The organism is Desulfosarcina cetonica JCM 12296 (genome assembly GCF_001311845.1).
Taxonomy (GTDB): domain Bacteria; phylum Desulfobacterota; class Desulfobacteria; order Desulfobacterales; family Desulfosarcinaceae; genus Desulfosarcina; species Desulfosarcina cetonica.
Map to the genome: position 1 here is coordinate 1 of NZ_BBCC01000002.1, position 20,257 is coordinate 20,257.

A 20,257-nucleotide genomic window follows, 5' to 3' on the forward strand; every position below is an offset into this window, starting at 1 on the left:
TCTGGAAGCATGAGCTTGTTCCATTCAATAACGGTTAAAGAAATAATAGTTTCTATCCGCTTTTCATCATCAGGGAATTTCGTTAATAACGGTTCGGCAAGTTTCAATATAACTTCTGACATTTTTACATCAGATATAGCAGCTTTTTTCTTTCTAACTTGAGCTTGCCATTTTTTAAACTGCTTTGATTTCTTGCTCTTTTTCATGCCTTAGAGTTCCAATTGTTGATTTCTTATCAATCAGAGGAGCAATTCATACAACGGATCCATAAAAAAAGACAAGCCCCCTGGGCATAGAGGCTTGTCTGTTAATGAGGAGGAGACGCGAAAACAGTACCGTTTCGTCGAATATCTGGTCAATTAAGCGGAGTCAGCACAGGATCAATGCAGTTCAGTCCAGTTGGGTATTGTTTCCCTTCGCTGTTTATTTGAAAAAGCAGATTCTGTGCCGGCCGGCGAAAAAATGTGAAACCAATTTAATTCCAGGTGGATAGGCTTTTCGGCACATTATTAAGCCGGCATAGTGTGCCTTTTTGTATCAATGTGATTGCTGAAAAGTGAAAACCGCCAGGTGGTCCCGATCTCCCACCGGGTGTTTAGTCGACTAAACAGTAAATCGTCTGTGTTTATGCGGCCGGCCGAAACATACCCACAAAAAAAGACAAGGCCCGAGGAAGGCCTTGTCCAAAAGAGAGGAGGAGCGTTGCTGACTAAAATTATTATCGGCATCCTTTTGTTCGACTTTAGAAAAAGACAGCCCCATGTCGGAGGGTATGGATTTTTCAACAAATTCTTGACTCATCCGCCGTTTTGAGTGATTATTCAAAAACACTCCTTTCTTTTATCATATCAAGCTTATAAACAACTGTCAGCGGCCGAGGGCAATGAAACAGATTCGACCACCGCGACCATTGCCATCTCCGAGATTCGATTCTTACCCCTATTAGCAAGTCGAGGCACAGGCAAAATCAAAGGAACTGAATATTTGGTCTTTGGGAGAGGATTATGTGAGTCCGAAGGCGTGGAGGCGATGATCACCCTATAGTTACAAATGATGGTATCTGTAATTTTGTCGGGGTGGAGATGTTCTCCATTTATGTAGCCGCATTAGATTTGAATCACGCCTGAGCATCATCTATAATGATATCCAGATTTCAATAATTACTACTGTTCATGTATTAAGGATAGGCATGCTCCATATTGAAAATGAAAATATCAAACCCTTGCTCCCTTTTTTTACTAGTTATTTGAAAAAAGGTTTGCGTACCGTCATAGAGGGGAAAACTAAATTTGACGGAACAGTTAAGGAAAAATACGCACATGATATTTGTGCGAGAATTAATCAGATTGATAATAGCTTACAAAGCCTTGCATTATGTCTTGAATACCTGAAGAAATCTAAATTCGATGAATCAGATTATAACTTCTCTATTCACCATACCTTTCATATCGAAAATTATTTATTAAGATTAACAAGTGTAGTTGACCGTTGCTACTTGGTTGCCGGAACATCTATTTTACTCAAAGAAAAATCAATCGAAAAAATTGGTGGAAATAAAAAAATAACTAACAAACTTAAACTATATTCAATTGAGTCTGTTAAAATACTTAAAAATATAAGTGGCGTTGTAAAACCACTTCGAAAAATGAGAAACGAAGTTGCTCATAAAGCAGGTTACTCAAATAAAAATTTAGATATGTTAGGTTTTATTATTGATCTTGATAATCGTGAATTAGAAAATAAATTCGAATCAATAATGTCAATTGATGATTTAAAGTTTGTGATCATAAAAGATACAATTGACTTATTTCAACCTCCTTTAAGAGAGCTGCATATTTTGGTAGATGAATTAATTTTAAGCCTATCGTTTATTTATCAAAGTATAATTTAATTAACCCATATAACTTGTATAAATTATGGGGCTTTTACAGTGGAGCAGAAAAAATAAGTTTTAATGATACTTCCCGAACGTTAAAACATCATAGTCATCCCGCCCCAACACCCCCGCTATATATTATTTCCCTTTTTTGTCAGTTTGCGTTGGATCATCATGGTCGAGCCGAAAATCGGCCCGTATTCATAGCCGATTCCACCCTATATGTGACATAGAGGCATATGTCCTGTCACGTTTTATGGGGCTAGGGGGGTAGGCACCCGCCACTATCGCCCAGATCCCCGTCGATAAGATAAGCCAGCATACCGTCCCAACAGTCCATCACCATCCCTGACCCAGCCAAATCCATCTTGAGTTACACAGCAATTTGCCGAGAAAACCACCATGTCATCCCACAACGACATCAAGACAGCGGCTTACCTGGAACCGATGCTCAACTATGCCGAGACCCACCTGGGTATCCAGTTCAAGATGACCGGAAAATACCGGTACAGTGCCTTCTGTCCGTTCCACGCAGACACCAAGGACAGCTTTCGCCTTCATGTGGATGTAAACGATGTGGTCCGATTTCATTGTTTCGGTGCGTGCAAGGGAGACTGGGATATCTATGATGTGATCATGTTGCGGGAGAAATGTTCCTTTCAGCAGGCTCAACGGATCTGGGCGGATTACCTTGGGTTGAAGGATGTGGAATTTCATAGCGGGCGGTCTCAAAATGTTCCTGATCCTGACACAGAACCAGAGCCCGATGATGGTGTCGAATTTCTGGAGCCCGCCGAACCCAGCGACCAGATCAAAGCCACATTATCCGAGACTGCAACCTTCTATAATGAATTGCTTTTGTCCAATCCAGAGAAGTATTCTAAAGTTCTCGCACATCTCGCTCGTAGAGGGCCTGAGAGGCCCGACATTGAACGATTTCAGATTGGCTATAGCCCTGCCTATATTGACGAGGGATATCGCGGCAGAGCCCTGATAAAAGGTTTTCTCTCTCACTTTGAGGAAGACTATCGGGCCTTCAGTCATTTCCAGGATGCATGCTTGGTTCGGCTACTCAATGACGAGGGTGCCCGAGGGTATGATTATTACCGCCAGCAGATCGATTTCACCAGCAAGGATCCTTTCACAAAGAATTATGGGGACTATTTCGCCGGCCGGATCGTTTTTCCCATTCGCAATATGAGGGGAGAGGTCATCGGCATGATCGGCAGACGGCCCAACAATCAAGGCGTTCGCTGGCTCAAGCAACAGGCTGAAGGTGCCATCACCACGAAAAGCTGGCTCTACGGCATCGACAAGGCGTATCGCTTCATCAAGCACTATCGGGCGGTGATCCTTGTGGAGGGCATATTCGACTATTTCGCCTTTTATCGCCTGTTACAGGACCAGGGCCGGCCGGTGGTAGTGTCCACGTTGGGTTCCTATCTTTCCGCCGAAGCGATGGGCATTTTCAAACAGCTTGGGGTGGAGCATTTCATCGTTGCCTATGATTGGGACGAAGCCGGCCGCAAAGGAATCAAGCAGATCGCGGCGGAGGTCGGCGGCACGGTATATTACCTGGGAGGCATGCAGCAGGGTCAAGATCCAGCCGAGAAACTGAAGCATGTGATCGGCTCCATCAGCGGGTTTTCACTCCGACACATGATGGCTTCAGCAAAGAAGCATCAACCAGCCACGGAGAAGCCCATCCACATGTCATTTATTTCCTGTGGGCCGGCGGATAAACGGGAAATGATTTTCAGCCCGGACGAAGAGGAAGCACCTGCCTGGTGGCCCAAGGAGCTTCACCAACGGAGTTTTATTACCGAGTGGCCGACTTTCTGCCGTTGCTTTCCTACTCACACGGCAACAAGGCCATGCTGGATCAAACGATCAGCGAAATCACCAAACTCCTGGAGGCTCGGCCCACAAAACCACCGACTGATCCATTTTTCACCATCCCAGTAAATTTCCTGCGGACAGAGGCATACACAGATCTGGGACCGGCACTGATCCTCTGGCTGCGGATAGTCATCGAGCAACAGGTAAAGAAGCGTAGGATACGGCAGACTGATGACACATTGGCTGAGTGGTTGGGGACCAGCAGAAGAACCATCACGACCTACAAGGCGTTGCTTCACGAGCTTGGTTATCTCAAGACTGATGCTTCTGTAAGACCACAGCGACTGTCTGTGCGGTACTTTCCCAAACAGTGATCAACTGGTCTCTGCTATGGTGGTTTATGCTTTCGCACTGCTCACTAACAGCCCCTGGCCGAGTGGCGTTTACTTAAAGGGTAAATGCACACAGAAAAACGTTAATATGACAAAAGGATACGGTATGTTATGGCGTAATTTGGGGCAAGATAGTGGGAAATGCGAAATGGCTGCGATGGTTTACGTAATGGGTTTTCTCAAGCCAATTTAAATTTCGTTGATTTGCGGTAGAAAATCGTGTTGGTTAGGATCGACGTTAAAATCCACTCGGTCGCATTGAAACTTTGATAGAAAAACGACTTAAAATTGAAGGCATTTAACCGAAAATGCATAGGTTTGAATAACCTTTGGGGAAAATATGGAATTCAAAGGAACACTGGTTCGATGGAATGAAGATCGAGGTTTTGGATTCATCAAATCTGATTCATTCAACAAGGATGTTTTCATTCATATTTCTGCCTTAAAGAGGATGTCAAGGAAACCACGTATCCAGGATATAATCTATTTTGAAATATCGACAAATAGAGAAGGCAAAAGAAAGGCTGTTAATGCCAGAATCGAAGGTGTTTCAATAAAGATTGACAAATTTAACCATCGAAATGAAAATTCTTTCAAATTCAAACTACTGTTTATTATTTTAATCATATTTGCTTTATCAGCATTGTTTTTTTTCAAGGCACCAATGATAAAGTCAATGATAAAGCCAATGGTTTCAACAATAATGGAAACTGTTGAACAGATCTCCATGGAGGAAGAATTAACGGGGTTCTCTTGCCAAGGAAAACAATATTGTAGTGAAATGACTTCATGCAAAGAGGCAAAATTTTATCTTAAAAACTGCCCAAATGTTAAAATTGATGGCGATCATGATGGTATCCCCTGTGAAGGCCAATGGTGCCATTAAACGACGAAATGATATCCTTTTTGAAATTCAAATAAGAAAAATCAGTTGAGAACTCAAGGACGAATAATAAAAGGGAAAACGGCAAGCGTCAGATTCAGGGACTATGACACCTGATCCTCGATGCTTCTACAAAATTACAGAGACTTTCTGTGCGGTATTTACCCAAACCCTGACCCCCTACTCAACATTCCATCCACCCACCTACCTGCCGGTGTTTTCTGTAATCCGCACCCAGTGGCGTTTACTTAAAGGGTAAAATTACACATAGAAACGTTAATATATGTTATATGTTACGGACGTTTATGGCGTATTTTTGGCAAACGACCTGTAACCTGCGAAATGGTATTGGGATGGCGATTACAGTCAGACAGTCATGCTGTTCTTTTTCCTTGCGGAATCTGTCCTATACAGTGGGTGAAAATACACCGAAAGGCCTGGCTGTAATGGCCGGGCTTTTCTTGTTTCTGTGCTTACAGCTTCATCCCGCACAGCCTCTCATCAACACCCTTCCAGTAGGGAATGAACTTGGCAACCTCTTTGTCGAACTCTTTGGAATGGAGCTTGTGCCTGATGTGAGCCAGTCCGTAAACGAGGATGTAATCGATCAGGGTGAAAGGCAGTCCTGAGTCTTTTGCAGAAATAATACGTAGGATCGAAGTTTTATTAGCATCAACAGGGATGGCCCAATATTGTAGAGCCATCCCTATTGATACTATGGTTATGATTTCAATTTCCAATAAACAAATCAAGGAACATATATTATGAAATTATCAAAATATGCTGAGCCTTTTTGGACTATTAAAGAAAAGTGATCCATAATCGAAATTTTTGTCAAATCGACTGCTTCAGTGATCTGGCCTATAAATAACAGTATCAATGCGAAAAAGACAGTATTTGAAGGCTTGTATTTGTGGGGACAAGCAGTTCTATTATTCCATCATTGTCCCAATCACTGGCCGCTATGCCTTTCCCTGTGGATGCAGAACTGTTTAATTGAAAACTACTTAACAAATTAAGTTTGTAGTCATAAGCTCTTAGCAGTCCAGAGTTATTAACTGTAATGATTTCAACAAAGCCATCTCCTGATAAATCACATGCCAGATAAACAAAGCCATCATCCTGGATTGAACGTACCTCTTGTAAGTTTTCGTTAAGGATTGTAAGCACAGCATATCCCCCAACGATTACATTGTCGTAGCCGTCCTTATCGGTATCAGCAATTGCCCACATCCAATTCTCATCAGATGGACCGTCGTAGCTATAGATCGTATTTCCAGATAAATCATATAAATGAACCTGGTCAGCACCATGATAATATACTGGATCATGGCGTTCAATTGCTACGATCTCTTTGTTCCCGTCTTTATCCATGTCTGTGAATATATGAGCAACACTGCCATTGCTCGGAGATGGATATTTCTGAGTAATGAGGTTGCTGCCATCATCGTCCATCATTACAAGGTAGAAGTCACCATCAGTTGTTCCGTTAGCAGATGCTCCGTTATGTGGGGTCCCACTATCAAGCACATATTCAAATCCCCCATCGTTGTCGATGTCAGATATCGAGGTAATGCCTGGCCACCTGGCCGGTGCGACATCGTAACCCCATATTTGCTGACCGGTTGTATAATCATAAAGATATATGCCACGAGGATTTATTGAATAACCAGCAAAACCCCTGACAGCAATGTCGCCGGAATTTGTTACAGATAGTGGAGAGATCCCGCCATCATAACCAACAGTTCGGGTAAATGTATTGATCAAGGTGCCCTGACCATTATAAAAATAAATTCTACCAATACCGCTGCCTGTGCCAATGCCTACATCTTTAATACCATCGCCATCGACATCATCTATCATGGAAACGAAACCATCAGAAGGCATTGTCACCTGAACTTGTTGGCTATGATTTTCATCGAAAATCGTCAAATCATTTCCACTCGTAAAGACTGTCTCCAGTATGCCATCACCATCAACATCTCCGGTGAGGACATAACCATTTCCTGAAAAAGAAAACTCTTCTTGTAAAGTCGTGTTCGTTAACACCTTGCTGCTGTATGGATAATAATTTGTACCGGCCAAATCACCATGATTATAGTTCCAACCTTGTATTGATTTTTTTTCAGATGCAAAAGCTTCTAATTCATTGACACTAGCCTGAAATATGTGACTTGGAGGTGCGGATGTTGTTGTAATGTCAATACGAATAAATTTAGCATCAATGGGTTCTATTTTGAAGTATTCATGCACAATAGGACCTGCTTCAGTATTGGTCGATTGTTGTGGCCCAATAACTGTCGTCCATGAATTACCGTCCAATGAAACACTGATATAGTAATCATGCTGATGAGATCCCCACCAAATGCCGATGGCTTCAAGTTGGTATATTTTTTTGAATTCAACCGTTAGCCACGCTGGAATGTCCCAGTTGCTAGACCAGCCAGTCTGGCTAGTACCGTCAATTGCTTTCCAAGGGTATTGGGGGTCGCCGAGATATGTTCCATAACTTATGGCGTTAGCAGTGCCACCATTTTCTTGCGAGGCAACATTGATTAGAGTGTCTACTGGTTCACAAGCATCGCCAATTCCATCACCATCAGAATCAGCCTGATTTGGGTTGGCGATGTCAGGGCAGTTATCCGAATTGTCGCCTACACCGTCTCCATCTGAATCGCTGGATTCATTTGGATCAAGTGGAAACATGTCCATATTGTCATTAACGCCATCATTGTCATCATCAATGTCAGCATTGTCGCCGATACCATCTCCGTCACTATCGCTCCATTCTTCAGGATCATTTGGGAATTTATCCAGATGGTCATCTATATCATCACCATCGGAATCAACGCAGTTTTTCTGGTATAGGATGGAATCAACATAGATAACATCAGTGACTTTAAAATCATCAAGTGCATCATCTATTCCTTCAACATATACACCTACATCGACAGCCAGGCCACCTCGCAAAGTCAACCATGGACAAGACAAATAATCTGCGTCTAGTTTTAGAAAATCTTTTACAAAAACATATGGTCCAGCAACACCATACAACAGAATATTTAATTTAGGTCCTGCATATCCGTGTAAGATTGCATTTGCCGTGATTATTGGGTCATCAAAATTAAAACTGTAGTTTAATTCAGATATAGGTGTCCATTGACTATACTGGTACTCAATTCCTGCTTTAAAGTTAGCGTCTTGTTCAATATTGGAAGTGACACTATCATCAACCGATCCATCTGCCCCTATAACCACATCAATATCAGGATTAAAAATAACTGGAAATGAGCCTATCCATATTATTTGCGTTGGCAATTCAATTTCGGCTATTACCGTATCGTAGTCAAATGATAAATCGCCTCCAACAGTGACACTTATATCAGCATCTTCTGTAACTCGACTTACAAACAAAAATTTATCAAGAATAAAATCACTAATTTCAACATCAAGGATGAAATCTATTTCGACATTTAAATCTCCAGAGGCGGTAATTCGATCGATAGTTGTACTATCATCTCCATCAGCGTCCCAGATAACTACATCACTCAATGAAAATAAAAAAGGGCTGTTATGAGTAAAAGTTACTCCACTAGATAAGTTGGTGGAAACAACATCCCCTGGGCTGACCTCTTGATGTATTAGGATTTTACAATCTTCAATGGCTTCAGTTAGTGCTGCCTGAATAGTTTCAACAATGATAGTAGTACCGACATATTGGATATTGATAATTTTACGCAAAGCTCCTAATGGAGTTCCATCGGTTATACCGAATACAAGAATATCATTAACATTCAATAAGACTACATTAGAAATTTGGTTATCAAATGAAAAAGTTGTTCCGTCTTGCGAAGTCGTTAACAAATAACTTTCCAAAATATTATTTATAATTTTAGTATTTGGCGACATAGTTATATGCTGAATATTCCACTGTAACATGGACCAGTCCAACGAATACTGTCGATTTTGCTTTATCGTAAAAGTGTCGGAGCTCGTTATAGAGGCTCCAGATGCAACACTACCAAATTCTAATGTTCCATCAATTACAATCGTATAAGGCGAGTTTGATGTCACTTGTGCCATAACATTGTTAACATCACCACCATTGTTGATCACATCCGCCTTATACGTATATTCATATTCGACCCGGCTCACTCGTTTGGAACTCACCAGCGTATAGTTACCAATGCTCAAATCATCTGCCCAGGCAGATCCTGAAATCAATACCCCAAAAATAACAGCCAACACCAATACGGTGCGAATCGTCCCCTTCATCGCGTTTCCTCCTGTGTCCGTATGTTTGTTTTAGGCTTTCTTGATTCGTTTTCTGAACGCCGTCAAACCTGTCAAGCCCACACCAAGCAACAGCATTGTGGCAGGTTCTGGAACTGGGGCAGCTTGCGACGCCACGGTCGTACCTGACTCAAGTATATCCCATGTAATTCCGTCATATACATCGTATGATTGAGCTCCTGGTGTATCGGCACCCAACCATACGAAACTTACCGTGAACGAATCAGAGAGGGAGGCATTATTGATCAATGCATAGGCGTCATAGGCACCATCATCTGGAAGAGACGGATCTGGGTCCCATGTGAGTACGTCCCAATCCGCGTTGGGAGCTGAGGGGGCAGGATCAATAAGAGTGTAAAGACCCGAATCAAAGAAAATAGTAAATCCTGTGTCTTCTGAAAAGGTGTAATCAGATATTGTGTAAGTATATTGCCATAAATCCTCACCCACTGTTGTGTCTGCCAAATCAATTGCCTGATATTTAATTTCAATTGCTTGTGCCTCACCAATGGGGAAAGCCAAAACCACCGCTAACAAGAGCATACAAATTGGGTTGATCTTCATCATTCGCGTCTCCCTTCATCTTACAGAGGTTAGAGTTGACAATTACTTCTAATGTGCTTTCTCAAAGGTATATTCAGCTGCATAAAAACAAAGAAACAGAATCACCCAAAAAGCAGCTCGGCTATCTCTATGAGGTATCAAGAGTGCCCCTATGAGACCCGTGGCTCTCCGTCCCTATCTCGCGACAGGTTTGGCTTTGTCTTGATTTATTGATTATAGGTAAATGGAGTTATTTTTGAGTGAATGCAAAAAAAAAGCCTCATAATGCTACATGAAAGAGAAAAATAGAAAATCAATAGGCGAGTCACCTTGTTTGATCCAACAAAAAATTGGTAGGTATAAAAAGGTAGTTAAAAGCGAATAAAAAGCGTGCCAATTTAAGAATTTATTAATTGTTATTAAAAAACTATGTATTTAAAATGAGTTGATTGTTGCTCTTCACTTTTTCTACGATAGCAGGTGTAACATAATGTGACGATTTATTAAAAAACAAGTCGATTTTGCTGTAACGATTTTACTCGATTTGTTTGGGTTTGGAATGGAATCGTTTATGAAAAAGTAAGCAGAATTGAAAAATGGGTATGAATAAAATGGCAGGCTATGAATCTCGAAATTTGAGTTAACGAAGAATTAAACAATTGTGACAGTAATCCAAATCAAAGTTTAATTGTGTAACTCAAGCCACAATGGATAAAAAATTACATATCAAGTGTGAAATAAATGAACCTATTTTGGTAGAAGCCGTTTAATTGAAATGCGAATTTGCTACATTCGCGTGGCAATTTTATTTTGCCGTCTGCGTGGGACCAATATCCCATGATAGTTCTAAATTTTGAAAATGAGCCCAGTGTGTGTTTGCGGGACCAGTAATATGAGATAGAGGCGATCCGCCTCTGATGATTTATAGCCCCTATGGGGGTATTCATTTCCGAGGGCTCCGGTCATTATGGCTGGGGCCTTCTTGCGTTTAAAGGGAGGTTATCCATGCCAAAGTCAGTCGAGATTTGTCAGTTCGTTGCCCGTTCCCTTAACCGAGACATCTGGAAAATCCCTCGTATCCGCGACGGAAGTCACTGGCGGGACATTGAAAACAGCCACCTGGTAGAAAACCCATTCAGCTTTTTCAGCAATGAACGTTATAAAGAAGCCATTTTCCGGGCCAAGCGAATAATGGAGAAACGTGGATGGAAGACCGAACTTACGGACCTCAAAGAACTGTGTATCGAGCACCTGACTTACCAGCATTACCGGCTGAAGTGCTGGAAATGACCTCGCCACATGCATTCGCAAATTTTACCCGCCGGCCGAAAAGCTCCGCAATCATCCCGCCTCAATATTTCCTTCGCAGATTATACGGATCATTCCTGTCCACCAGCCTGGTGGTAAACGTTCTGCCCGCCAACTCGATTTTCGGTATCACGTCATCAATGCTGAGCTTGTCGCTTTCGTTGAGCACCCCGCCTTGATGAAGCTTGGGCTTCAGGCCCTTCGGCCACTTCTTTTTTCGTTTTCCCATCTTTCTTTCCCCCTTTGTTTCTTTGCAATTGCAGGACTGGAGCCTGGTGGCCTTGGCTGTATGGCCGGATAGGCTCTTTTATCTATTCAGAGGTCAAATAAACCGGGACCATCTCTGTCATCCATCGATGGGTAAAGATGTCTTAATTCTTATTAGATTATCGAATGCTTGGCATAAAAATGCGGCTTCATATTAGCTGTTGCCTTTTTATACCCTATTTTTGAAATTATTTTGATTTTTGGTCCATTAGATCCTCAAGCCTCTTAAAGAGGCTTGTTCCATTTATTAGCTGGAGCCTTGACGGGATGAATGGTGTTATTAATGGATCATCTTTTATTTTTGGTGCAAAATCAGAAGTTGTTGTTAGAAATCCTTTTGATGCCCCGTCACCATGAAGTACCCCCATTAATGCTCTTACATCGTTTGCAGTTACAAGATGTCCAGGTTTATAAGCTTTAACTTGATCAATAATTCGGATATGACCAATGCCTTTTTTTACGGCAATCACATCCCTTCCCAAATCACCACTTCGGGGTGTAAGTATAACCTCATCGAACCCTGATCGTTTGTAGGCACCTGCAACAATTTCTTCCCATTTATCTGGCGATATTTGATATGCAGTAGATGGATCGTCTTTGATAAGAGCAATGATATCAAGCCAAGGGATTGCTACCGCTTCAATAAGACATCCTTCGGAAGTTTTTTCTCCAGCCACAATAACTGTTTGCAGCAGAAGACTCGAAGAGGAAACCACCTTCAATTTTGCATTGAAGCTACTCGAAAAATGAATTGTTTCACTTATGCTGACAGAAAACGTACGCTTTGTGGAGCCACAATTTGGACAGGGAATTCGGTGAGATTGATCTTTTTCTGACTCAACATTTAACTGTTTTCCACAGTTGCTGCATGAAACATTATCTTGCATCTTCACTCCAATTTTTCATTTTCAGTTTTCTTAGGTATATACTCATGTCTAAATTCATTCCATATCAACAAGATTTTTACCGGAAATCAATACATTATCCCATTTCAAAATGACGTAGGTAGTTGCCTTGACCATATTGTTTGCACAAAGCACCGGAAATAGAGGTTTGTTGTTTTTCATTAAGTTAACAGCTGGTTGTTACAGATTCAGGCACCAACATGGAACCACTTCACCCCCCCAAAAAAATCGTATGATTACCGTCCATAATACCGTAGCGTCACAAGACCTGAACTTCCCTTAAACGTACACTTCATTTAGCCAAACCCCAGGCGACCTCCATCCCACCGATAGGCCACCTTTTTTGTGTCCATCGAAAGGAGATAACCCTCTATGACCGACCTGTACCATGTGGTCCTCAAGGATCACGAAAACTCCGGCTATGTCTGGGACGAGTTTTATTGTTCCCGTTGTCTGAATGACCAAATAACCAAGTTCCAGCAACTGGAAATCCTTCGCCAGACCCGAGCCAGTCCACAGTACCTTTCCCGCCTTTATCCACCCCTTATAAATGAACCCGAATGCCGCGAGTGCGGTGCCGTATTCAACCATTGGAATCATATCAACTGAAAGGAGAACCCCATGAACAGAGAAATCCTCGAAAGACCCTTTGCCCCCGAGCAGATCAAACAGCGTGAAGGCAACTTTGGCAAGATGCTGGATTACATCGAAGGCCATGCCGTGATCCAGCGTCTGAACGATGCCTTTGATGGTGAGTGGTCCTTTACCATCGTCCGGCATGAGATCCTGAACGAGACCGATGAAGTGCTCGTCTTGGGAGAGCTGAAGGCCGGCGGTATCGTCAAAAGCCAGTTCGGTTCCAGCCGGATCACCCGTGCCAGAGAATCGGGCGACATCATCTCCCTTGCCGATGACCTCAAAGCCGCAGCGACAGATGCATTGAAGAAGGCCGCCACATTGCTCGGTGTTGGTTTGCATTTGTACCGTAACGATCGGTCCCAAGGGGCACATCGTCAATCAGGGTCATATCGTAACAACGGAAACGGCAATAATGGCGGGAACGGTAACGGAAACAATCGCCCATCCGGGGGACATCGTAACGGGGACCACGGGTCCGGTGAATACCGAGGCAATGGCGGTAGCGGTGGCAACGGAAATGGCAACGGCCGGCTCACCAACAATCAGTATAAGTACATGCTTCGCTTGATCCAGGATAAAGGCCGTTCCAAGGCGGATCTGGATCAACAGTGTCTGCAATTGTTCGGTGCCGCCGCTGAATACCTTTCCAAGAATGACGCCTCAGCCGTGATCCAGCAACTCCTCGCCAACTAATCCCACCCCACGCCCCATCCCTTCGTTCCACATTTTCCGTACCCATTGAAACACCGTAACCCAACGCCCTCGGGCACTATTCCATTCATCTGTAATCCCATGGGGGAGGTCCGTCCATTCGGCCTCCCTCTTTTACGTTCTGCCCAAGAAAGGAGATCGTCATGCCCAGAAATCAAGCCCTGAACCGTTTCAGCCAGGATCTTTACGTTAGCCACAACCAGATCCTCACTTACCTCAACTGTTCCCTCAAATATCGTTTCCATTACGTGGAGAAACGCAAACCCGAGCGGATCAGCATCACGCTTCCATTTGGTAAAGCCATGCATGCCGCCGAGGAGCTGTTTTACCGGTCGATGAAAAACGGCCGTAACAAGGAACCGTTAGAGGCTCTGCTGGAGAAGTTCGGGGAAGTCCTTTGCACGAGCCTGGAAAAGAATGCCAGCACGCCCATCGTCTGGAAAAAGACCACACCAGACAAAGCCGGTGCCCTCGCCATGGGGCGGTCCATGCTGACGGCTTTCCATGAATCCGTGGATCTGTCTGGCTATGCGGTGGTCGATGTGGAATTGCCCCTTACTGCACGTCTATACACGGATGACGGTCTGCCCACGGATTTTCTGCTGGTGGGCATCATCGATCTGTTGCTGATGGATGAGCATAACGAAGCGGTGGTGGTGGATAACAAAACGGCTGCCCAGCCCATGGCACAGAAGACCGCTGATAATGACAATCAGATGACGTCCTACGCATATCTGTTGGCCGCAAACAAGTATGTGTTTCCCACCTCGCGGTCAAATGCCGGTTCGATGTCCTTCGCAAGCTGAAAAGTCCCAAGCTGGAGATCGTTCATACCGCCCGGACCGCCCAGGATCGGAAACGCTTCGCCAAGATCGCCAATGCCGTGCTGGCTGGTATCGATGCTGGGATCTACATGCCCCAGCCCAACTGGATGTGCTCGGACTGTGGTTACGCAGACGCCTGCAAGGCTTGGTAACTTTCCTCTTCAACCTATCCCATCCTCATCACCTATCCATTAGCCATTGCTCAAGCACTAATCCTTTGCATTCCCATCAATCATTCACAGTTGCTCATGCCGGCCCCCACTGGCGTTTACTTAAAGGGTAAATGAACTCTGTAAATCGTCAGTATAAACAAAAGTTACGGTAACTTATGGCTTGTTTTTGCCAAAGATAGTGGGAAATGCGAATTCGGTAAAACGGGTCCGTACCACAAGCAGTGGAACTACCAGCATTATCGGTTGAGGTATTGAAAGTAGCATAACTCACCCGGTGGTTTTCCGTGCCACGGATAAATCACCTTACCCACAAATCGAGCCAGCAGAGAGGGCAGTTGTCGGTTTTCCGGCGGTGTCCTCTTTGCGTTGGATGACACGCAGACGGTATGGGTATGTCAAAGACGCCCTGCGGCCCAAAATCGAGGACTATTTTACTTCCATGTAAAGTTGGCCATCCCGCCAAAGAAGTCGCCACATAGAGCCCCTGAACGCTCCTGACACGCCTTTCCAGCACACATCCCCAATCAAGCCAGCATTCAAAGAACATTACTCCCCATGTGCCTTGCCGTCCAATTGCCGTTGGACAGGTAGAGCCGTTGATGGGGTGGAACGTTCCGCCGGCCCGGATGGTCCGTGTGTGCCGGAAACCATACCGTCCTGTAATACTAAAAGGGCGGCTGCTTTTTCAATGACCCGACACCGCAAAGGAGACGCCCATAAAGCGTAGTAATGTGAGAAGTTGAGAAGTATATACCAAAACCAAAAACGCCTCTCTACGGCCCTCTACGAGCCTCTGAGGGGCGTTTCTGTTTAGAAAGGAAACCATCATGTTGATCGCCCGTATTTGCTCCTGGTGTGGCCGTTCTTTACCACCAAAAGAGTGTAAGGACCCCTGCTCTGAAATGCTTGTTAATGCAGTTACCCACACGATTTGCGAGGAGTGCTTTGAGAAAGCGATGCAGGAACTCAATTCATCCCCCGCCAAAAATAACAAACCCAAGGAATAAAGGAGAACTATCATGACCAGAATCGAAACCCTCGAAACCGTCATCAATGAAGTCCGTGAACAATCCGCAAATCATTTTGACGAAATCGTTCCCGTCAATGACATGCAGTTCGACAGTCTGACCCGGATGTGGATTTCAGGCCGGCCCATTGAAGTGGCTCCCAGTGCACAACGGCTATTGGCCAACCGGCTGCGGGTGCCGTTCAGCTACCTGTCCAGATGTCCCGATGAACTTCAGGCCCGTAACCTCAACTACTGGATCGAGCAGGAACGTCGGACACGGGATGCCTTCCTTTGTCGGTTCGACGCCAATCGATTGCGGGCGGTGTTCACCCATCGCTATACCGCCATCGACCATATGGAGGTGTTGACCAAGATCTTGGAAGCCGGATTTGACCCGGCCGAGGAAATTCAGTTTGCCCTGGACGATGAAATACTGGTCCTGAAAATGCCGGAATACGACAAAGCCTTTCATCTGGCCGGCGACGACAAGATCATCCCTGGCATCTCCATCGCCAATTCCGAGGTCGGCATTCTGGCGGTGTCCATCGAGGCTTTCTATTATCGCCTGGTCTGTACCAACGGATTGATTTCCAAGACCGCCGTGGATGCCCGTTACAAGCACATCTCCCGCCGGGTCATGGATGCGTTTCCCGACATCCTGCAAGGGGTGGTCAGCCAAGCCCATCGGGGACAAGATCGGTTCCGTATTTCCGCCCAGTCGCGAGTAAACGATCCCGAAAGCACCATCAATTCCTTCGCCCGTCAGTTTCAAATTTCCCAGGATGAGGCCCAAATCGTGAAGCAGGCCTTCTATCTTGAGCAAGGCGGCACGATGTTTCACATCATTCAGGCGTTTACTCGGGCTGCCCAAGACGGCCGGTTGACGGCATCGGGAGCTTATCGGCTCGAACGAGCCGGCGGTCAGATACTGAACATGGTGAAGGCGTGATCCATTTCCATGTTTAATCGATTGAACGTGTTTTTTCGTTCAGTCACTGAAAATCGGTTTTGATGTTTAGTCGGCTGAACAGTTTTTGTGGAAAAGTCGGCTCTCCGATTACCATCCCCAGCTGTTTAGTCGACTAAACACTTTTTTCTAACAAACTGAAATGCTTCATCATCTAACAGGTGATGGGGCATTTTTTGTTTTTGGAGGTCCGTATGAAATACGTCGGTATTGTAGGTGCCCGTAAATACAAAGACAAACAGTCGGTTGTCGATCTGGTCCATTCCCTTCCCAAAAATTCAATCATCCTGACCAGTTCATGCCGAGGCGTTTGCACCTGGGCTGCGGAAGCGGCCAGGGCCGCCGGCTTCGAGATCCGCGTTTATGCTCCAGATTTGAGGAATATCCGAGATCGGTCCGACATGGTGGAACGGTACTACAGCCGTAATCGTGAATTGATCGCTGCCTGCGAGGTCATTCACGCTTTCATCAGCCAGGAAGGCGGCTACACAGGTGCACCCGCTACGAAATCCGCTACGCCAACCGTCTGAAGAAGTATGTATTCGAGCACTGGGAAAGCGAAGAATTAAGGCAGAGAGGCCAAATGTCGTTGCCATTCGAGGACAGAGATGGGGACGGCTTTGCCGGTTGGAAGCGTGTCTTTGCTGAGGCACTGGCATAGGTGTTGGGATCACTTCAATCGCCCTCATGGTCCGTCAGCGGATCGTGGGGGCTTTTTTTATTGAGGTCAATATGACGAGAGTGAAAAACTACAGCATCACCAAGGAATCCATTGATGAAATGGTCTCCGCCGGCAGGTTCAATCCGTCCTTGCAGATCATTTTCAGGGACCGGCACGGCACCCACCGGCACAAGCTATCCGCTGGCTATATGGATGACATCCACGTTTACCGCGAAGCCGGCCTGACCTGCGTGCTGTCCATCAACAGAAGTATGGACCACATTTTCCTGGAAGCCTTTGAAGGAAACCAGCCGGCCGGGGATATCTTCTTACAAGGGGACCAGGTGGCCAAGATGCTTGGCCGATCCGACCTGTCACCTTTGTTTATGATCCGCCGGCTGATGGCGTTCATCGGCTGAATCAACACATCAATCACGGAGCCCTGTCATCGAAAGGTGGCAGGGCTTTTCTATTTTAGGAGGTATCCATGACCAAGGAAGAGAAAGCACGTTACGGAGAACCAGAGCAATTGGGGAAAATTCTGAAACGAGTTTTGGCCGGCCTGAAAATTCGCATACGGCCGAATTGTTTATCAAGGAAACCGGGACGAGGAGGACGATATGGACGATCTATTCGATGATTGCGATGACAGCATGGATGATGGGTTCGACGATCATTTGGATGATGGAACCCTGGATAAAGATGGGCCGGCTGAATCAGGTGATGGATGCTGGGATGGCCCCGAGTGGCAAGACTGGATGATTATTGGGCCGATAAGTGAAGAAATCGCCAGGGAGAAGCGGGAGAAGGAACGGATCAGGAAGTCTTTTGACAAAAAGGACAATGGAAATTAACAATTATTGGCCGGCGGTGGTGATTTCATTGCCGCCGGCATTCATTCAAGATAGGATACAAACCATGAAGATAGCCATCATTTCAGACATCCACGGCAATTATGAAGCCTTGTTAAAGGTTGACGAAGACATCCAAAAGGCCCAGGTCGATAAAATTATTTGCCTTGGCGACTTCATCAACTATGGCCCGCAACCCGAGGAGGTCTCACGGTATTTGATTGAAAATAAAATCCCATGCGTCATGGGAAATCACGAAAATGCAATCCTTCACAAGGAAGCTCTTGCCAGATTCAATCCAGATGCGATCCTTTCCATCGAGATCACAAGGGGCCTGATTTCAGAAGAAACTTTGGAATATATAGCTAACCTGCCGGTCAATCTCATCATGGATAACATGCTCTTTGTTCACGGTGCTCCGCCTGATTCAATCAGCACCTACATTTATACCTTCGAAGATGAAAATCTTCTGAAAATATTCGAGGAATTGGAACAGCAGTTCGCCTTCATCGGCCATACCCATGATACGAATTCTTGCTGCTATGACGGCCAGGACTTTGAGTTCAAGATGCTATATCCCGGCATCAACCAAATTAACCCCAAAATGAAGCACATAATCAACGTGGGCAGCGTCGGTCAGCCAAGGGACGGGAACTCGGATGCAAAATACGTCATTTTCGATGATGCCGAGTTTACTGTCGATCTGCGGTACGTGAAGTATGACATTGATAAGACAGCGAAACTAATAGCGGAAAGGAATTTTCCGAAATACAATGCCAAGCGGCTTTATCAGAATTGGTTGGAAATTTTGGGCTGAGGCGATGGAAAAAGTCAGATAAGGCAATTATCATAGAAAATACCAAGTTCTAATAATCATCATCATAATCGTCAAATCCCATGTCGCCAACTTGCACTAAATAATCAAAATTTCCCTCACCACAATTTTTTTGAAGCGTATTTACTATCTGTTTGGATCTTTGTTCACTCTCATGAGGTCCTGAAAGATAAAAAGGCTTCCCGTTTTTTCCAAAAGTGTACTTATTCGGACACACGGTCGGGTCAATATCCATCAGTAATTGTCTGGATATTTTGTAATCCTTATGCGGTTTGAATCCCAGTTCCTCGGAATAGTCAACGCATTCATCGATCAGTTTGCGAAAACAAGACGGGTGGATATTCTCCAAATCTTCATTGACCTCTATTTCACTTATTCTGTCCATGTAATCATATTCAGAAAGAGTGGTGAAATAGGTGTTTTTTACCCCCAAGCACCAAACATCTAACAGATAAACACCTGCTCCGATATAGCCATTCGGCATCTTTCGAGCAATAATAGCAGTGCCTATCCCTTTTGATAAAATATCCTTCCTAATACGGCACTCTATTATGGGAGAAGATTTTGCGATAATAAGTGCCTTTGTGCGGGAAATCCTATCACTGAAAGAAAACCTTTTCTTTTGATTTGAAAGAGCTTGTTTCCTTTTAGATTTTTTCTTCGCAAGCTTTTTCTGCCGTTTTTTCTGATCCATGGACATGGGGCATCTCTTTCAGCGATGGTGTTAAATCGACATGAATCCGTTTGGTTTTTCCTGATTTGCTATACTTGAGAATAGCTTGTTAACACACATGTTAAATAAAATCAGCTCGAAAATATGTGAACGTTTATTGCCAACCTGGGAATAAACTAACCTCCCTATGATTAGAAGGGCATCCATCTGCCCGTAATAAAATCACAAGGAGGACCATTCCTATGTTCAAATCATTCAACACCAAACTGGCCGGCGTCACGTTCGGCGATTGCCAGGAAGCCATCAATAAGTGGGGCTACCGGACATCGGTTACTTTAACCTGGTACGAGAGCCCAACAATCATCACGATCCAAATGCCGTCGGTGTCTGGTTCCTCACTGATCGGTTGGGCTATCTGCAACGGCCGGTAGCGGAAAAACTGGCTCCCGTAATGGATTCCGGCACCCAACTCACAGCCCGGTTCGTCTGTCGCAATCAATTCGGACCTGACAGCATCGTCGGTCTGACCGTGGAAATCATTGAAGACGGCCAAGGTAAGTGATGGGCTTCCCATGCGGGGAATAAACTAACCTGCCTATGGTTAGAAG

The 20,257-nt window shown here is 44.7% G+C and carries 21 protein-coding genes and 1 riboswitch; of the genes, 13 read left to right on the top strand and 8 right to left on the bottom strand.

What is annotated here, in order from left to right; translation table 11 throughout:
- Positions 1 to 206: hypothetical protein (locus tag JCM12296_RS00590; protein ID WP_157067264.1), on the bottom strand; the 206-nt coding region annotated here is incomplete at its 3' end.
- Between the two features lie 983 nt (positions 207 to 1,189).
- Here JCM12296_RS00590 and JCM12296_RS00595 point away from each other — a divergent pair.
- The 3 genes from JCM12296_RS00595 to JCM12296_RS00605 all read left to right on the top strand — a co-directional run bounded on the left by JCM12296_RS00595 (position 1,190) and on the right by JCM12296_RS00605 (position 4,993).
- Positions 1,190 to 1,891, top strand: a complete 702-nt coding sequence (locus JCM12296_RS00595) for a Cthe_2314 family HEPN domain-containing protein (RefSeq protein WP_054688805.1) — start codon at positions 1,190 to 1,192, stop codon at positions 1,889 to 1,891.
- Between the two features lie 474 nt (positions 1,892 to 2,365).
- Positions 2,366 to 3,841, top strand: coding sequence for a toprim domain-containing protein (locus tag JCM12296_RS00600; protein WP_172683703.1), 1,476 nt, complete (start codon positions 2,366 to 2,368; stop codon positions 3,839 to 3,841).
- A 606-nt stretch (positions 3,842 to 4,447) separates the two neighbouring features.
- Positions 4,448 to 4,993, top strand: coding sequence for an excalibur calcium-binding domain-containing protein (locus JCM12296_RS00605; RefSeq protein ID WP_054688809.1), 546 nt, complete (start codon positions 4,448 to 4,450; stop codon positions 4,991 to 4,993).
- A gap of 470 nt (positions 4,994 to 5,463) precedes the next feature.
- Here the strand turns inward: JCM12296_RS00605 and JCM12296_RS00610 are convergent, their stop codons facing one another.
- From JCM12296_RS00610 to JCM12296_RS35605, 6 genes are all read right to left on the bottom strand, one after another.
- Positions 5,464 to 5,730, bottom strand: a complete 267-nt coding sequence (locus tag JCM12296_RS00610) for a YgjP-like metallopeptidase domain-containing protein (RefSeq protein ID WP_246803883.1) — start codon at positions 5,728 to 5,730, stop codon at positions 5,464 to 5,466.
- A 136-nt stretch (positions 5,731 to 5,866) separates the two neighbouring features.
- Positions 5,867 to 9,265 carry a discoidin domain-containing protein gene (locus JCM12296_RS00615; protein WP_054688814.1) on the bottom strand — a complete coding sequence of 1,133 codons (3,399 nt, stop codon included), beginning with the start codon at positions 9,263 to 9,265 and terminating at the stop codon, positions 5,867 to 5,869.
- A 30-nt stretch (positions 9,266 to 9,295) separates the two neighbouring features.
- Complete coding sequence (locus tag JCM12296_RS00620; protein ID WP_054688816.1) at positions 9,296 to 9,850, bottom strand: PEP-CTERM sorting domain-containing protein; 555 nt, start codon at positions 9,848 to 9,850, stop codon at positions 9,296 to 9,298.
- Between the two features lie 105 nt (positions 9,851 to 9,955).
- Positions 9,956 to 10,052, bottom strand: a riboswitch (cyclic di-GMP riboswitch).
- A 788-nt stretch (positions 10,053 to 10,840) separates the two neighbouring features.
- On the bottom strand, positions 10,841 to 11,077 hold the full coding sequence (locus JCM12296_RS37685) for a hypothetical protein (protein ID WP_157067265.1): 237 nt from the start codon (positions 11,075 to 11,077) through the stop codon (positions 10,841 to 10,843).
- 100 nt (positions 11,078 to 11,177) lie between these two features.
- Positions 11,178 to 11,363, bottom strand: a complete 186-nt coding sequence (locus JCM12296_RS00630; protein WP_054688819.1) for a hypothetical protein — start codon at positions 11,361 to 11,363, stop codon at positions 11,178 to 11,180.
- 226 nt (positions 11,364 to 11,589) lie between these two features.
- Entirely contained in the window at positions 11,590 to 12,288 is a 699-nt protein-coding gene (locus JCM12296_RS35605) for a restriction endonuclease (RefSeq protein WP_157067266.1), read from the bottom strand.
- Between the two features lie 390 nt (positions 12,289 to 12,678).
- Here JCM12296_RS35605 and JCM12296_RS00635 point away from each other — a divergent pair, with 390 nt between their 5' ends.
- The 9 genes from JCM12296_RS00635 (at position 12,679) to JCM12296_RS00670 (ending at position 18,958) form a co-directional block, all read left to right on the top strand.
- Complete coding sequence (locus tag JCM12296_RS00635) at positions 12,679 to 12,915, top strand: hypothetical protein (protein ID WP_054688821.1); 237 nt, start codon at positions 12,679 to 12,681, stop codon at positions 12,913 to 12,915.
- A 12-nt stretch (positions 12,916 to 12,927) separates the two neighbouring features.
- A complete protein-coding gene (locus tag JCM12296_RS00640) occupies positions 12,928 to 13,638 on the top strand; it encodes a Rad52/Rad22 family DNA repair protein (protein ID WP_054688822.1) in 711 nt (236 codons plus the stop codon).
- A 161-nt stretch (positions 13,639 to 13,799) separates the two neighbouring features.
- Positions 13,800 to 14,462, top strand: coding sequence for a RecB family exonuclease (locus JCM12296_RS00645; protein ID WP_054688825.1), 663 nt, complete (start codon positions 13,800 to 13,802; stop codon positions 14,460 to 14,462).
- A gap of 17 nt (positions 14,463 to 14,479) precedes the next feature.
- Entirely contained in the window at positions 14,480 to 14,632 is a 153-nt protein-coding gene (locus tag JCM12296_RS49995; protein ID WP_422698463.1) for a PD-(D/E)XK nuclease family protein, read from the top strand.
- Positions 14,633 to 15,672: 1,040 nt separating this feature from the next.
- A complete protein-coding gene (locus tag JCM12296_RS00650) occupies positions 15,673 to 16,611 on the top strand; it encodes a DUF932 domain-containing protein (RefSeq protein ID WP_054688827.1) in 939 nt (312 codons plus the stop codon).
- 212 nt (positions 16,612 to 16,823) lie between these two features.
- Positions 16,824 to 17,159, top strand: coding sequence for a hypothetical protein (locus JCM12296_RS00655; RefSeq protein WP_157067267.1), 336 nt, complete (start codon positions 16,824 to 16,826; stop codon positions 17,157 to 17,159).
- A gap of 202 nt (positions 17,160 to 17,361) precedes the next feature.
- Entirely contained in the window at positions 17,362 to 17,709 is a 348-nt protein-coding gene (locus JCM12296_RS00660) for a hypothetical protein (RefSeq protein WP_054688957.1), read from the top strand.
- A 201-nt stretch (positions 17,710 to 17,910) separates the two neighbouring features.
- The gene (locus JCM12296_RS00665; protein WP_054688831.1) at positions 17,911 to 18,144 is read left to right on the top strand and encodes a hypothetical protein; all 234 of its coding nucleotides are present in this window, start codon (positions 17,911 to 17,913) and stop codon (positions 18,142 to 18,144) included.
- 64 nt (positions 18,145 to 18,208) lie between these two features.
- Positions 18,209 to 18,958 (top strand): metallophosphoesterase family protein, encoded by a 750-nt coding sequence (locus tag JCM12296_RS00670; RefSeq protein WP_172683704.1) that lies wholly within the window; start codon positions 18,209 to 18,211, stop codon positions 18,956 to 18,958.
- A 49-nt stretch (positions 18,959 to 19,007) separates the two neighbouring features.
- Here JCM12296_RS00670 and JCM12296_RS00675 read toward each other — a convergent pair whose 3' ends face one another.
- Complete coding sequence (locus JCM12296_RS00675; RefSeq protein ID WP_054688834.1) at positions 19,008 to 19,676, bottom strand: hypothetical protein; 669 nt, start codon at positions 19,674 to 19,676, stop codon at positions 19,008 to 19,010.
- 283 nt (positions 19,677 to 19,959) lie between these two features.
- On the opposite strand from JCM12296_RS00675, the gene JCM12296_RS35610 reads away from it, so the two are divergent.
- The gene (locus JCM12296_RS35610; RefSeq protein WP_083455671.1) at positions 19,960 to 20,211 is read left to right on the top strand and encodes an HIRAN domain-containing protein; all 252 of its coding nucleotides are present in this window, start codon (positions 19,960 to 19,962) and stop codon (positions 20,209 to 20,211) included.
- The last annotated feature ends 46 nt before the right edge of the window (positions 20,212 to 20,257 follow it).